This is a genomic window from Acidobacteriota bacterium (genome assembly GCA_016703965.1).
Classification (GTDB): domain Bacteria; phylum Acidobacteriota; class Blastocatellia; order Pyrinomonadales; family Pyrinomonadaceae; genus OLB17.
This window is the reverse complement of record JADJBB010000025.1, coordinates 1078950-1094003: the sequence shown is the minus strand read 5'-3', so window position 1 is coordinate 1094003 and position 15054 is coordinate 1078950. Positions and strand designations below refer to the sequence as shown.

The window sequence follows — 15054 nt, the reverse complement described above, 5'->3', positions numbered from 1 at the left end:
ATGCTAAAATAAGACTCGTGAGAGACTTTGAACCCCAATTTCGCATGCTGTCCGAACTTCAGCGACTCGGCGAGCGAGCTTTCATCCACAAGCTCAGGAAAAAGAATCCTGACATCACGCTCGCCGAGATCGAGAGCGAGGTTGACCGTTGGTATTTGGAGTTGCCGCAGCGTACGGACGAGGGCTTTTCAAGGCGTGACATCTCCCGATTCGTCTCTAAAAAGATCTGAATAACGAACAGCTCGAACATCATTCGAAACTAATATTCGACATTCTCGAACGGCGTAAAGCAAAGTTTGCAGTTGTCGGCGGGATAGCCGTTTCGTTCCGAACAATAGAGCGTTTTACTAAGGATATTGACCTAGCGGTAACTGTGACAGATGACGCTCATGCCGATAGTCTCGTCTACGAACTTACGCAGCTTGGCTACACTGTTGCCGAACTGATCCATCACGACGACAGAGGCCGCTTGGCTACGGCTCGGCTTAAATCATCCGGTCGCCCGCCAATGCGAATCGATCTAATTTTCGCCTTTACTGGAATCGAGTCAGAGATTGTTGAAACCGCCGAAGAAGGCCACATCCTTTCAGACATCAACGTCCGCGTCGCCACCATTCCCTCCCTGATCGCCATGAAAACCCTCGCCGCCGACTGGAACCGGCGCCCACAAGACATCCTCGACCTCCAACACCTCATCACCGCCGCGACGCCGCCGGAATTAGAAGCTACCCGCGAACTCCTGGAACTCATAACCAAACGCGGCTACAACGGAACCAAAGACCTCCAAAAACACCTCGATGGCTACATCGAGCAATTTTTGGACTAAGAAGGCTCTCACGACAACTCATTAGTCGACTAAAACATCAAAAAGTGATGATCAACAGGTTACTAAAAGCGATCTTCGCGATAGCAGTTTGCCTTAACTGTTCGAGTTTTTACTCGCTGGCTTGTTCTTATGCGGACGGTCATCTGCCTAAAACAAAATACGGTCTGGTGAAGGAAACGGAGGCGGTTCTTCTTGCTGAACCCGTTTCCAGAGATGGAAGTGCTGTTGAGTTTAAGATCGTCGAAGTCCTTAAGGGAGACTTCAAAGATAAGGTTTTTAATGGTTACGAAACTAATACAAGCTGTACAGTTATATCATTTGGCTCTGACCGACGATCATTGTTTCTAGCCCCTTTACTAGAGCAGAGTCTCAGGTCTCCCCAGCCAAAATACCTTCTATTTGTTAACAAAGGCGAGTCGGGCTGGGAGATGTCGGTAGTTGCGACGGAAGCAATGAATCTGCCTATCAATGACTTGGACTCCTCGGAATTGTTGAGATCCGTGAGACATTTCATCCGCATCAGCTCAAAAAACGACTACGATATCGAGAAAAAAGAATTGGGGGATCTGCGGAAACTGGCTCTGAACCGGCGAAATGCCAAGCACTATCCGAAATCTCTTGTTTCAGATATCGATGACGAACTGAACTCACCTACGCCCGACAAACCTTTTGATTATCTTGTAACCCTTTACTCCGGTTCTTCTAAGGAGCAGAAAAGAGACGTGTTATGGGCTTTTGCGTGGGGCAGGCACAAACAAGCGGCGGGCTTTATTATCGATTTGCTGAAAAAACCTATTCCGTTAAACTACATCGGCCCAATAAGCAAATACATCAGCGAGACCCGAAATGAGACAATCCTCATTAAGCTGGCACGGAACTATCCGGAGCTAGACAAATCGCAACGGTGGCCTCTGATGTGGGCAATGATCAAGACGGCAGATAAACACCACCTCAATCTGATGATGGCCGCTCTGAGATCGGCGGATATCGAAGAAGCCGGCAGGCTTGCTACGTGGTTCGTTCAGAATCCGAATCCCGAGGCGACCGAAATCGTCAGAAGTCTAGTGGGTAAGAGCTATCAGGAGCATTGGGAATTATCTTTCGGCTTGGCCGGAATGGGCGACATTGCAACGGTCGAATGGGCTCGAGAATTTATGAACAGCTCGGACAAGGATCGTTGGATGGCTTTTTACGCTGTCGCTTGTTCGCCATTAGAAGCAGCCGACCAGTTAGCTAAGAGGGTGATTGCCGCAAACAATCCCAAGGATATTACTTGGCTGATCCAGGGATATAAAGAGTCGCAGAATCCAAACAGATTTGACCGTCTTCAAGATATTATCAACTCAAATAATAGAGATCCAGAAGTAAAAAATTGGTTAAAAAGAACCTTAGAAGAGATGGCAGAGGAAGGTAGTAGCCAGGCTGCTGATCTTTTAAAAAGACTGGAGAAATAATCCCGGGTTCCCCTGCTCCGGTCGCGTACTCGCGAGACGATTATCAAAGCTGCGGAGCAGCGGCATACTTGTAACCCCAGGGTGGAGCGAAGCGGAACCTGGGGAATAGCCAAATCTTGTTTTTGAGCCTGCGGAGCGGGCGACATAGATTCGTGCAAACGGCCATAAATCTGTCGCCCACCACGCGGGCTTAAGATCTTTTTTGGTTCCCACCCCAGATTCCGCAAGGCTGCACCTGGGGCTAAATTCTGTCGCTGCTCCGCAGCTTAATGAAGTTTCCGAAACACCCGAGAAGCCTAAACCTTAAAAATAACTCCCCAAATAACTCGCCGTAAACAATACAGCATGCGTCACGACGTGCCGATCATGGCGGATTCAAGTCCTTTTTTCCAGTAGAGGTAGCCAGCGATTAGTCCGAAGGTGGAGTTGGCGGTTAGGACGAAGAGAATGAGGGTGGGCGTTGGGTGTGGGAAGAGCAGGAATGCGACCGGCAGGTGGCCGATGCCGAAGATCAGGGATGAGACGAGGATCGCGGCGACAAAGCAGGACGATCTCGGGCTGCCCTGGCCTTTTTGAAAAAGCCTCCACGCGAGCCAGGCAAGCAGCGTCATCAGGCCCCAACGCAGCAGCAGTTCTTCTGTTACCCCGCCGTACAAAAATCGTGTCGGGAGCGGTAGCACGTTGCCGAATTTGCCTATCAGCACAACGGCTTCGGCTGGCAGCAAGGGTTTTAATAGGGCGGCCGTCACGACGATCGCGAGGCCGCTAATTACGCCGCCGATAATGCCGGGAACGATCTGTGGTTTGAGAGCAGGGAACCAATTTTCGTTTTTGGCGAGGCTTTCAGCCACCGGAGCCGACAAACCGACCTTCGGCGCAAGCCCGATCCCAACCAGAACCGCGATCGATAAGATCACCGTCGGCTGAATCAGGCTTAAGCCCTTGATCAGCCAGGGGGCCATCGGAGGAACCTCGACGTCTGAAGGAAGTATCTCGATGATCCCGGCCAGATCTATAAACAAGAACGACAAGATCCCAACGAACCCCAAGGCCCAAAGAATTAGGAAGAACTTCTTATGCGTTGTCATCACAGTATCCGCATCTTAGCATTTTGATCGGCGAATATATTCAGGTGCGAACGGATCTGTCGCCCACATCCGTGGGCTTTGAATTGTAAGGACTGATGTTATGAAGTTGATTCCATCGGAGTCGAGTGTTAGAAAACACTCAGAGTTTTGACAAGAAACTGACCCGATGGAATCAACAATGACAGTATACATCGGGGTTGATTTTCACCCATACGAGCAGACGGTTGCTTATTGTGACGAGAGGGATGGAGAGGTGCGGTATCGGCAGTTTCTGCATTCGGACAAGCAGTCTTTGAAGGCGTTTTATCGCAAGTTTGGAGACGAGGTGGTTGTCGGGGTAGAGGCGACGGGTTGTTTGTGGTGGTTTGAAAAGCTGCTCTTTGAAAACGGAATAAAGGTAAAGATAGGTGATCCGAGGCTGATCAGGCGAGCTGCGTTGTCGCGACACAAGAACGACTTTCGTGATGCGGAGACGATCCTGGATCTCCTGGTGAACGGCTCGTTTCCCGAGATCACGCCGAGGAGCGAGCGGAGCCGCGAGATGCTCACGATGCTCAATCATCGGCATTTTCTGGTGAAGAAGCGTACATCGATCGCAAACACGCTACAGGCGTTCGCTCGATCGAAGGGGCTCGATAAGTTTCGGCTTCAGACACTTAAACGGCAGAAAGAGCTTCTCGATGCGGTTTCGACCGATATGGAGCGGCTCATCGTCATATCGCGGTTTTCTTTATACAACGAATTGTCTAAAGAGATAGCGGCCTTTGACGCGAAACTTGCGGAGGAGGCGGATAAAGATGCAAAGACGCGCCTTCTGATGACGCATCCGGGCATCGGAGTGGTCACCGCTCTGGCACTCATTCACACACTAGGCGACGTCCGCCGCTTTCGACGCAAGGAAGAGGTAGTCGCGTTCGTAGGACTGGACCCGCTGGAGAAAAGCTCCGGCGAGAAGAGACGAATAGGCTCGATCAGCAAGCATGGCTCGCGACTCACGAGGCATCTGCTCGGTCAGGCCGCCCAGACGTGCCGCGATCATGGGATCAAGGCACATTACTTGCAAGTTAGCCGTCGACGCGGCCGCCCGAAAGCAAAAAGTCGCAGCGGCCCGCAAACTGCTCATCAACTGTTACGTCATGCTTCGTGACAACATCAGCTACGAACAGTTTGCAACCGGCGGGGCGAAGTTGGCCTGTGCGAGGGGTCAGGAGAGGTGAAGAGAAATCTTCAGTCTCTGAAGGTCTGATGGCACGGCCAGCCATCTCGATAAAGCGTCGGGATGAGCCGATCTAGTTTCATGTAGCCAGTTAAATCTGTGCACGAATAGATGATGGCACTCGCCACAAACGGCGGTGCGAACTGAAAGTAAATCTAACAATAAAAGGAGGCGGGTTGGTTATTGTCGAAACGAACATGACTTCGAATCACACCAAAACTCGGTGCGACCGACGAAGTGCGCTTGACTCATGGCTTAACTTCATAGATGTGACCCCGGCCGAGAACGACTGTGACAATACTCGATTCTTTCCCGTCAGAGAGACGCAGATCGGAGTGCGCGATACCCAAAATCATAGCTCGCAGACCTTTGACCAATCTCCCCAATACCTCTACCAATCTCGAGGCTCTGCTTTACCAATGGGTAGCTTCCACTCTACCTAAATGAGCCCATTTTATCATGGTAATTTGTCGAGATCTGAGGGCTGCCAGGCGGCGTTTTTGAAGAAATAGAGCCGACGGCCGGGCTTCATTCCCTCAAGACGGCCCTCGTCGAGCGAGATTCCATAGCTGCCGCGGCAGAGCGGTTCGTTCCAGTCGTTTCCGGCCCTCAGAAAGTTGTGGATCTTTTCAGAATCCGCTCCCATCTGGAATGCCATCGGGACCGCTTCGTCCACCGGGAAATCGTTGAACCAGGCATCGCCGGTACACCACGAAGCGAGCGATGTCATCGTCAATGGCGTATCGGGAGGCAGTGTTTTCATGAGCTCCCGCATCATCGACCGGTAAAATGGCCGTTCGGAAACGACGGCATCGAAATCGATCTGGATCGCTTTTACGTCGGGCAGTTCGAGCGTGTTTTTGATCAGACTCACCATCTTCGAACCCATCTCGGCCGAAAAAGTCGGCCGGTCGAACGTGCCTTTTTTTGTCTCGACCCGCGTGACGGCGATCAGATACGTCCCGGGCGGAACTTCGAGCGGCTGACGGCGAGGTTTGGGCGAAACCTGGTCTTTTTCGAGGAAGATCGTCTGAGCTAAAAACGCCACGCCGATTTCGTTTGGATCAATGAAATGCAGGTCTTCAGGGCGTTCCCATGCCCACAAAACCTTCGTAGGCAGACCGTTCGAACGGGCGGGATCGATCTTATTTTTTGACGCCGAGCAGCCTGTTAGTAGCAGGACTGAGATCCAGATCGTTGCGGTGAGTATTCGCATTGTTTGGTTCGAAATAGCTGATAGCATTTTACTTGAGCATAAAAGCTATCAGTTATCAGCTATTTAGGAAAATGACTTTGGATCGATTTGTCTGATATACTCTCCAAAGAACTGAATCGCCATTCATTTTAGCCGTCTTACGCCCGCTTAAGCAGGCGGTTCTGACAATAATCATATGATCGAACGCGAACAAATACCGATGGATGTTGTGTTTGTGGGTGCTGGGCCTGCAAATTTGGCGGCTGCGCTGCACTTGAAAAACAAGATCAAGGAACACGACGAACTGGTCGAAAAAGGCTTCAAAAAGGGCAAGGCGATCGGCGAACTCGAGATAGCGATCGTCGAAAAAGGCTCATTCGTCGGGGCACACATTCTGTCGGGAGCCGTCATGGATCCCATCGCGATCCGCGAGCTTATGCCTGATTTTCTGGCACAAGGCTGTCCCGTCGATTCGGTCGTGACGGAAGATGCATTTTGGTATCTAGGTGAAAAGAAAGGCTTTAACGCACCGCTCGTTCCGCCGCCGCTGAAGAACAAGGGCAAATACATCGTTTCGCTCAGTAAGGTTTGCGAATGGCTTGGTGAGAAATGTGAGGAAGCGGGAATCAATATTTTCCCGGAATTCCCTGCGGCTGAGATCCTGTATGACGAGAACGACTGCGTGATCGGCGTACGAACCGGTGACAAGGGAATCGACAAAGAAGGCCATCAAAAGGCTAATTTTGAGCCTGGCGTAGACCTTTTGGCTAAGGTCACCGTGCTCGGTGAAGGCTCACGCGGGTCGCTCGCCAAGCAAATAATTTCGCGCCTCGGACTTGCCGAAGACAAAGAGCCGATGGTCTATTCACTGGGGATAAAGGAGCTTTGGGAACTGCCCGCCGGGAATTTTCCGGAAGGGAAAGTCGTTCATACGCTTGGATTTCCATCCGACACGCGAACCTACGGCGGCGGCTGGATCTACGGCCTCAAAGACAACATGGTCAGCATCGGTTACGTAACCGGGCTCGACTACGAAGACCCGCTCATCGATCCGCACGCCGAGTTTCAAAAGTTCAAAACCCACCCGAAGGTCGCTGAGGTCCTTGCAGGCGGCAAGATGATCAAATATGGTGCGAAAACCATCAACGCCGGCGGCTACTTCACGATGCCGCGGCTTTATGCGGACGGGGCATTGATCGTTGGCGATTCCGGCTCTTTCCTGAATGGCCAGCGGATCAAGGGAATCCACACCGCGATGAAATCAGGAATGCTCGCCGCTGAGACGATCATCGGAGCTTTTGAACACGACGATTTCTCTTCAAAAACACTCAAGCATTTCGAGGAAAAGGTCAATTTAAGCTGGATCTACGACGAACTGCATCCGGTCCGCAACTTCCACGGAGCCTTCCAGAAGGGCCGTTGGTCGGCATTGGTCAACACTGGGCTGCAGTTTATGACCAAAGGCCTCGCCTGGGGTTTTATGCCGAAGGAACACCACGTCGCAGGCCACGAACGGATCGAAAAGCTAAACGGCAACGCAAAGGCCGGTGGATTTGGGCCATCGGATCATTTGAAGTCCGAACGGTATGCGGGCGTTCCATTCGATAAGGAGTTGACGTTCGATAAGGTAACGGATGTATTTTACGGAGCTGTCGCCCACGACGAAGATCAGCCATCGCATCTGCACGTACTAGATACGGAGATATGTGCGACCACGTGTGCCGAGGAATATGGCAACCCGTGTCAGCGATTCTGCCCGGCTGCCGTTTATGAGATGGAAGACAATGCCGGAACGGGACGAAAGGAACTGAAGGTCAATTTTTCAAATTGTGTTCATTGCAAAACTTGCGACATTGCCGATCCTTACCAGATCATCAACTGGGTCACGCCTGAGGGCGGTGGGGGGCCGAACTATAAAGGTATGTAAAACCAGGTATTTAACCGTACCGATGTATACAAATAGGAAAAAGGCCATTGCAATGCAGCAATGGCCTTTTTGTATGTTGTAACTACTGCAAGAACTGTGAGGACAGCGATTTAGCTTTCAAGGATCTCGAAATTGATTTTCTTGTTCTCAAGTTCCTTCATCGCAATACGAGTCGATTTTGTCTTTCGCATATCGAGATCGACTCGCGGGATCGCACCACGCTGGAGCTGCTTGCTGCGCTGAGCAGCGAGAATGATCATGCGGTATTTCGAATCGATCGCCGGTGGATCAATTATTTCTTCTACTTCTGTTTCTTCTATTTCTTCGACCATAAATTAGCTATCTCCATCAAATAGATGCTTTGACGCATCGAAACTATTAAGGATAGCCTGAATAGCCTCAGTTTGTCTATCTCGTTCCTGCCGTTCCGCGACAATAATCGATGCTATCTGCCGCGTGGCGACCGGGAGATCCTCGTTGACCACTACGTATTTGAATTTTTTGTATTGCAGAACTTCCTTAAAGGCGTTCCTAAGGCGAGTGGTTAGTTCCGTTTGCCCCTCGGTGCCTCTTGCCGTCAATCGAGCCTGTAGGATCTCAAACGACGGTGGAAGAATGAAGATACTGATACACTGATCAGGACGTTTTTCCAGTATTTGGAGAGCTCCTTGGACGTCGATCTCAACGATCAGATCCTTTCCACTTCGCGAGATCTTTTCGCTTTCCAACAGTGAGGTGCCGTACATATTTCCATGAACCTCGGCGTATTCAAGGAATTCTCCGTCGACGATCAGGCGGTCAAATTCTTCCCTGGTTGTAAAGAAATACTCACGGCCATCCTCCTCACCAAATCGCTGCGGGCGAGTTGTGTGCGATACTGAAAAGCCAAGTTCGGGCAACAAGCCTCGAACTTCCTTTATCAGCGTTCCTTTTCCTCCCCCGGACGGGGAGCTAATAATGATGAGCTTTCCTTTCATAGTCGTTTCGCCAAGCCGCTACGGAGGAAGAATGCCATCGAAATTGATGGCTGAAGACGACCTCCAAGTGCTATCAAAGATATTCAAACAAACTCATTCGATATTTTGCACCTGCTCGCGGATTTTCTCAATTTCACTTTTTATAGCGAGTGCGTTTTCTTTTACGATCATGTTGTTGGTTTTCGAGGCGATCGTGTTGGCTTCGCGGTTGAATTCCTGAGTTAGGAAATCCAGGCGTTTCCCAACGTCTCGCTCGTCCATTACGATCGACCGGAAATGCTCGATATGCCCCCTGAGCCGCGTGATCTCTTCCGAAATATCTGCTCGATCTGCCAAAAATGCAACTTCCTGAGCGATGCGGCCCTGATCAATGTCGAGCTGCGAATCGGTACGTGCGAGAAGCTCGGCCACCCGTTTTGTCAGGCGTGCGGAATACTCGTCGGCGACCTTAGCTGACTCTCGTTCGATCGCTGGAATTCTCGATTCGATCTCGATGATCCTTGAGGAGAGTTCGTCCCCAAGCATCGCTCCCTCCATCGAACGCATAGATTCAAGGTCATCGAGTGCCGCGGTGAAAACCTGTTCGATAGCATTTAGGAACTCGCTGGTTGGTTCCTGCTTTTTCGTGTTGACGACGTTCGGCAGACGGGCGATGACATTGATATCCGGTTCGCCGCTTAGTGAGAATTCGGTTTGCATTTCCTGCATAGCCGCGAGAAACCCAGCGATCAGGGGACGGTTTATTTCAAGTTCGACAGCGTCGTTTCGATCGTACTGGAGGTTAACTTCAACCCTTCCCCTAGCGAGACGTCCGCTAATGAGCTTCTTAACTGTCGGTTCGAGCGGCTGCAGCTCAGACGGAAGCCGCATATTTATGTCGAGAAAGCGGTTATTGACCGTCTTTAGCTCGACTGTTATTGAGTGATTATCATCGGACACTGCAGCGCGTCCAAAGCCTGTCATTGATTTCATAATTAATCTTCTTTCGTTTCTTCCATATCGGCAAACTGGAGCTCGTAAAGCTTCTTGTACGTGCCTCCTTGGTCTAGCAACTGGTCGTGCATACCAGTTTCAATGATCTCGCCTTTTTCCATGACAACAATCTTGTCCGCTTTTCTGATGGTTGACAGCCGATGGGCAATAACTATCGAGGTTCTGTTCTGCATCAGATTGGCAAGGGCCTTTTGAACCAGCGATTCGCTTTCCGTATCAAGGGCAGATGTTGCCTCATCTAGGATCAAAACGGGAGCATTCATCAAAACTGCACGAGCTATTGCGATTCTTTGGCGCTGGCCTCCTGAAAGCAACACACCCCGTTCACCAACCAAAGTTGAATAGCCGTCGGGAAGTTGTGAAATAAAATCGTCTGCGTATGCGATTCGAGCGGCTTCCTCGACCTCAGTCTGTGACGAATCGGGACGTCCGTAGGCAATATTTTCTCTAACAGTGTCGTTAAATAGAACTGTTTCTTGTGTTACCAACGCTATCTGCTTTCTGAGGCTTGCGACACTAGAATCCCTTAGATCTACTCCATCCCAAGTTATCGAGCCCTCGGTTGGGTCGTACAGTCTCTGAATTAGCCTAGTGAGGCTTGATTTGCCGCCGCCGCTTTCACCTACGAGGGCGACCATTTGGCCGGTTTTAACTTCGAGATCGATGTTCTTGAGTATTTTGCGTTTACTGTTGCGGTAGTTAAATGTAACGTTTTTCAGTATTATTTCCGTTTTCAGCGGCCCGAGTTGTTTTGGGTTCGATATTTCGGCCAGCGTCTCATTCTCATCCAAAATGGTCCAGACATCGCGGGCGGCGGAAAACGCCTTGGTGATCTCATTGTGTTGTCGCGATATCTTTCGCATTGGGTCGTAGCTGCGAAGCAGAAACAGCAGGAATGTGAAAAATTGCGGAGCGTCCATACGCTGAGCATCAATTTCACGCAGACCAAAAAAAAGAAGTACGACAACCGCGACCATGCCAATTATCTCGATGGTTGGCGGAGATGTCGCAGCGATGCTTGCCGAGCGCATGTTAGCCCTAGCGATAATGCGGGCTACATCCATAAACCGTTTCTTTTCACGTGGTTCCGCGGAATAGGCTTTGACAATAATATGGTTCGACAGAGTTTCCTGAGATGTGTCGTTCAGTTCCTTATTTCCTTCCAACGAGACATCGGCAAGCTTCCTAAGTCGACTTGAAAAGCTCGCTGTCAGTAGGGCGATGATCGGGGCGATTATCAATGAACCGAGCGTTAGCCGCCAATTGTAATAAAACGCTGCCCCGATAAACGCCACTAGCATCACCGTCTCTCGAATCACGTCCCGCAGGTTCGACGAAACCGCCAACTCAATTGCGGAGCAACTGACCACGAGTCTCGAGACCAGGAAATTGGTCCGGTGCTTTTCAAAGAAGACAGCAGGCTGCTCCAGTAGATGGGAATAAAGTTCACCCCGGAGATTCAGCACGGCCGACTGGCCGATCTTCGCCATCAGAAAAGAGGAGAAGTATTCTGCGATGCCCTTTAGCACCGTAAATGAGATCAACAGGACTGCGATCATCATCCATGCACGGTACCAGTCGTCCCTGGGTATAAGGCTGTTTAGGTCAAAAAGCGTTTTGCTTTCAGTTGAATTTCGAAGAAATTGCTCGAAGATCGGCACGAGAAGAGCACCGGTCGCAGTTTCAAATACCGCGCCAACGATCATCGCAAAAAACGCCAGCACGAAGGTTAGCCAATAGGGTCTGACGTATTTGAGCAGGCGTTTTAGATCGTCCATGACTGCGTGTAAAGGATTGAATATACTTTACTTGAAGGTTAACTGTCCAAAACTCTTGTCTTGCAACTTTCAAACCCTGTATGGCATCTCTTGATATTGATTCGTAATCCAGGGAGAAGTTTATGAAAAAAACGTTCGCTGCCAAATCCGTATTTATCGGGCTCATCGTAACATTTGTATCTCTAGTCGGTTTAGGCCAGGTCGATGTTGGACGAAAGACCACAGCAATTACATATCCGCTTGATGACACGGTGACGGTTCAGTTTCGGGGTACAACGCGCTTTCCCAGGATGAAGGGCGAGGCTAAGGTTAAGCGAACGTCGCGCAGCGGTACGACCATTGAATTATCCGTCGAAAAAATGCCGCGGCCATTTGAACTCGGCGCGGGCTATGCAACCTATGTTTTGTGGGCTATTTCACCGACCGGACAAGCTGACAATCTTGGCGAGATAAAGCGTAGCGGACTGTTTTTTATTGACTCAAAGGTTAGAGTAACAACGCCGCTGCAGACATTTGCTTTGATCATTACCGCCGAACCTCATTTTATGGTGACGCGGCCCAGCCAGACGATAATGCTCGAGAATTTGTATCCTGTTGGAGCGAACGGGCAGCGAATTGGAACCAGTCCGGCAATTACATATTTTGGGAATTCAAGTGATTTCTTCCGTGATCCGCGAACTCCGGAGATAGCCGAGACTGATTATGCAAAAACGCCGCCGGCGATCCTTCAGGCGAAGCAGGCGATCGCATTGGCTAAGTTTGCCGGTGCTGAACGCGATGCGAATGTTGAACTTTCTGAGGCCGCGACACTACTCCAAAATGCCGAAAACGCGTGGCAGGCGGGCCGAGATGAAGACACGGTAGATATCGCCGCCCGAAAGTCGATATCCGCGTCTGTACGTGCCGAATCATTAGCTGCCCAAAGAAAAGAAGCTCGCGAAAAGCGCAATGAGGAAACACGCAATAGCGCCGAGATAAGGGCTGCTGAGTCGAAATACCTTGATGCTCAAGATCAGATCGCAGAACTAAAGGGGGAACTTGCGCGCGAAACCCGCAACCGGGAATTAGCCGAACGGGATGCGATGAATTACTCGAGCCAATTAAAAGAACTTCGGGATGAGAATGGCAGGTTGCGTGAGGATCTCGGCAGAGCTCGGGTCGAGACCGAGACGGCCCTTGCGAAGCTCGCGGCAACCGTGCAAGCAGCGGAAAATGAAAAGAAAGCGATCCAGGAGGTGGCTGATGCGGCAAAAATGCGCGCAGCTGAGGCCGCTATGATGAGCTCATTGAAGACTTTCGGAACGGTTGAAAAAACCGAACAGGGAATTATCCTAACGCTTCCCGAATCTCTCTGGGCGGGAACTCGTTCAACGGCTTTTACACCTCAGGCGGAGGGTAAACTAACGTCGCTTGGAGAGATCCTTTCGAATTATCCCAACTACAGGATCTCGATCGAGTCTCACACAGATAATACGGGAGCTGCCGCTCAGATCCAGACAGTAACCGACAAACGCTCTTATGCCGTAGCTGAGAAGTTTGCAACAATGGGCGTCGAGGAAGGTCGAATAGTTGCTAAGGGCTACGGCGCGAGCGTGCCGGTCGCTCCGAATACAACACCGGCAAATAAGGCTAAGAATCGTAGAATTCAGATAATGTTGATCCCGTATACGCGTTAGAACTCGAGCAGGCGTCCGTTCGTTCAATATCCGTGTACTCGATGTTTTGATCGGGTACACGGATTTTCTATTTAGTTCTGGAACCACGGATCTATGAAGTTTTGGCTGATGGACAAATGTCATTCAGGACGCACTCTTCACATTTAGGGCGTCGGGCGATGCAAACCTGACGGCCGTGATAGATCATCCAATGCGGAAACATTACCCAGTCTTTTTTCGGAACGAGTCCGGCAAGATCCTGTTCGATCTTCTCGGGCGTCCTGCTCTCGGTCAGGCCGAGTAACTGAGAGATACGCGAGACGTGTGTATCGACAACCACACCAGACGCGATGCCGAAAGCATTCCCCATAACGACGTTCGCTGTCTTTCGAGCAACGCCTCCAAGGGTCAGCAAATCATCCATTGTTCGTGGTATTTCCTCATTATAAACCTCGATGATTCGAGCACAAGCAGCCTGGATGTTCTTTGCTTTATTGCGGAAAAACCCGGTTGAATGGATGTCGCGTTCAAGCTCAGACTGCGGAACCTTGAGGAAATCTGCGGGGCCGTGATACTTGCGAAACAGGTCGGCGGTAACGATATTCACTCGAGCATCCGTACACTGAGCGGAAAGGATCGTCGCGATCAAAAGCTCAAATGGATTTGTGTGATTCAGGGCACAGTGAGCGTCAGGATATGCCTTTCTTAGCCGCTTGATAACCTCGAGCGTCCGCTTATTTCGGTCTGAGATCATAGGAGTAGAGGCTAAAAAACAAAGTGAAAAAATGCAAACACGTCATTGTTTGAGTAGAATCTGTATTAATCATGCAGGTACCATTACTTGACCTAAAAGAACAGAACGATATCCTCAGACCCGAGATCGAAGCAGCCTTGGCACGTGTGCTCGATACGAATGGATTTATTCTCGGCAAGGAAGTTGCCGAACTCGAATGCGAGCTTGCTGGCTATTGCGGGACGAAATACGCGATCGCGTGCGCCTCGGGAAGCGACGCCATTGTGCTTGCTCTAATGGCTCTCGACGTTGGGCCGGGCGACGAAGTGATCACAACGCCATACAGCTTTTTTGCAACCGTCAGTGCCATCACTCGGCTGGGGGCCGTACCCGTTTTTGTTGACATCGAACCTGAAACCTACAATTTAGACATATCACAGATCGAAGCCAGGATCACCGAACGGACTAAAGCTATCGAACCGGTTCATCTGTTTGGCCAATGCGTAGACATGAAAGAGCTTAACGCGGTGGCGGCAAAGTTCGGCGTCCCCGTTGTCGAAGATGCTGCGCAGGCGATCGGTTCCGAGGACAGAGGTATTCGCGCGGGCGGGATGGGAGCGGTAGGATGTTTCAGTTTCTATCCTTCTAAAAACCTTGGTGGGATGGGGGACGGCGGATTCCTGACGACCAATGACGATGATATCGCTAAGAAACTACTGGCTCTGCGCGTGCACGGTTCCGAGGAACGCTACTATCACAAATATGTTGGATTAAATTCGCGGCTCGATGGCTTTCAGGGTGCGGTTCTGCGGGTCAAACTGCCGCATCTCGACGCGTGGACCGAAAAGCGTCAGATAAACGCGGCCAGATACCGGCAGATGTTTACCGATCGAGGTTTGAGTGAGCAGGTCTCGCTTCCGATCGAGCGCAAAAATGTCCGGCACATTTACAATCAATTTGTTATTGCGGTTCCCGGAGTGCGGGATGAATTGCGGGCTCATTTGACCGAAAAGGGAATTGGAACAGATATTTACTACCCTGTGCCGCTGCACTTGCAGGAGTGTTTCGCCTATCTTGGTTATAAGGCCGGCGATCTTCCGGTTTCGGAAAAAGCCGCTGCCGTGACGTTGGCACTTCCCATTTTTCCGGAACTAAAAACCGAACAGCAGGCCGCCGTCGTTGACGCGATCGCTGAGTTCTTCGAACAATAGA

13 protein-coding genes and 1 pseudogene are annotated in these 15054 nt (G+C 50.6%); 7 read left to right on the top strand and 7 right to left on the bottom strand.

Annotated elements, in window-relative coordinates; translation table 11 throughout:
• Positions 1-17 precede the first annotated feature (17 nt).
• The 3 genes from IPG22_22520 to IPG22_22510 are packed head-to-tail and all read left to right on the top strand — an operon-like array spanning position 18 to position 2280.
• Complete coding sequence (locus IPG22_22520; GenBank protein MBK6591044.1) at positions 18-230, top strand: hypothetical protein; 213 nt, start codon at positions 18-20, stop codon at positions 228-230.
• Positions 227-826, top strand: coding sequence for a nucleotidyl transferase AbiEii/AbiGii toxin family protein (locus IPG22_22515; protein ID MBK6591043.1), 600 nt, complete (start codon positions 227-229; stop codon positions 824-826). Before IPG22_22520 ends, IPG22_22515 begins: the two co-directional genes overlap by 4 nt.
• A 47-nt stretch (positions 827-873) precedes the next feature.
• Entirely contained in the window at positions 874-2280 is a 1407-nt protein-coding gene (locus IPG22_22510; GenBank protein MBK6591042.1) for a hypothetical protein, read from the top strand.
• A gap of 303 nt (positions 2281-2583) precedes the next feature.
• On the opposite strand, the pseudogene IPG22_22505 reads toward IPG22_22510, so the two are convergent.
• Positions 2584-3368: pseudogene (locus IPG22_22505) on the bottom strand (CPBP family intramembrane metalloprotease).
• Between the two features lie 178 nt (positions 3369-3546).
• On the opposite strand from IPG22_22505, the gene IPG22_22500 reads away from it, so the two are divergent.
• On the top strand, positions 3547-4515 hold the full coding sequence (locus tag IPG22_22500) for an IS110 family transposase (GenBank protein MBK6591041.1): 969 nt from the start codon (positions 3547-3549) through the stop codon (positions 4513-4515).
• Between the two features lie 526 nt (positions 4516-5041).
• On the opposite strand, the gene IPG22_22495 is transcribed toward IPG22_22500, so the two are convergent.
• Positions 5042-5827 carry a hypothetical protein gene (locus tag IPG22_22495; GenBank protein MBK6591040.1) on the bottom strand — a complete coding sequence of 262 codons (786 nt, stop codon included), beginning with the start codon at positions 5825-5827 and terminating at the stop codon, positions 5042-5044.
• A gap of 148 nt (positions 5828-5975) precedes the next feature.
• Between IPG22_22495 and IPG22_22490 the strand changes: the two genes are divergently transcribed.
• Positions 5976-7706 (top strand): electron transfer flavoprotein-ubiquinone oxidoreductase, encoded by a 1731-nt coding sequence (locus IPG22_22490; protein MBK6591039.1) that lies wholly within the window; start codon positions 5976-5978, stop codon positions 7704-7706.
• Between the two features lie 110 nt (positions 7707-7816).
• Here IPG22_22490 and rpoZ read toward each other — a convergent pair whose 3' ends face one another.
• From rpoZ to IPG22_22470, 4 genes are all read right to left on the bottom strand, one after another.
• Complete coding sequence (rpoZ, locus tag IPG22_22485) at positions 7817-8038, bottom strand: DNA-directed RNA polymerase subunit omega (protein ID MBK6591038.1); 222 nt, start codon at positions 8036-8038, stop codon at positions 7817-7819.
• A gap of 3 nt (positions 8039-8041) precedes the next feature.
• Positions 8042-8683, bottom strand: a complete 642-nt coding sequence (gmk, locus tag IPG22_22480) for a guanylate kinase (GenBank protein MBK6591037.1) — start codon at positions 8681-8683, stop codon at positions 8042-8044.
• Positions 8684-8776: 93 nt separating this feature from the next.
• Positions 8777-9655, bottom strand: coding sequence for a YicC family protein (locus IPG22_22475; protein ID MBK6591036.1), 879 nt, complete (start codon positions 9653-9655; stop codon positions 8777-8779).
• A gap of 2 nt (positions 9656-9657) precedes the next feature.
• Entirely contained in the window at positions 9658-11454 is a 1797-nt protein-coding gene (locus IPG22_22470) for an ATP-binding cassette domain-containing protein (GenBank protein MBK6591035.1), read from the bottom strand.
• 122 nt (positions 11455-11576) lie between these two features.
• On the opposite strand from IPG22_22470, the gene IPG22_22465 reads away from it, so the two are divergent.
• Positions 11577-13130: an OmpA family protein gene (locus IPG22_22465; protein MBK6591034.1), complete on the top strand. Its 1554-nt coding sequence runs from the start codon at positions 11577-11579 to the stop codon at positions 13128-13130.
• A 91-nt stretch (positions 13131-13221) separates the two neighbouring features.
• On the opposite strand, the gene nth is transcribed toward IPG22_22465, so the two are convergent.
• Positions 13222-13863: an endonuclease III gene (nth, locus tag IPG22_22460; GenBank protein MBK6591033.1), complete on the bottom strand. Its 642-nt coding sequence runs from the start codon at positions 13861-13863 to the stop codon at positions 13222-13224.
• Between the two features lie 71 nt (positions 13864-13934).
• Here nth and IPG22_22455 point away from each other — a divergent pair, with 71 nt between their 5' ends.
• A complete protein-coding gene (locus tag IPG22_22455; GenBank protein MBK6591032.1) occupies positions 13935-15053 on the top strand; it encodes a DegT/DnrJ/EryC1/StrS family aminotransferase in 1119 nt (372 codons plus the stop codon).
• The last annotated feature ends 1 nt before the right edge of the window (position 15054 follow it).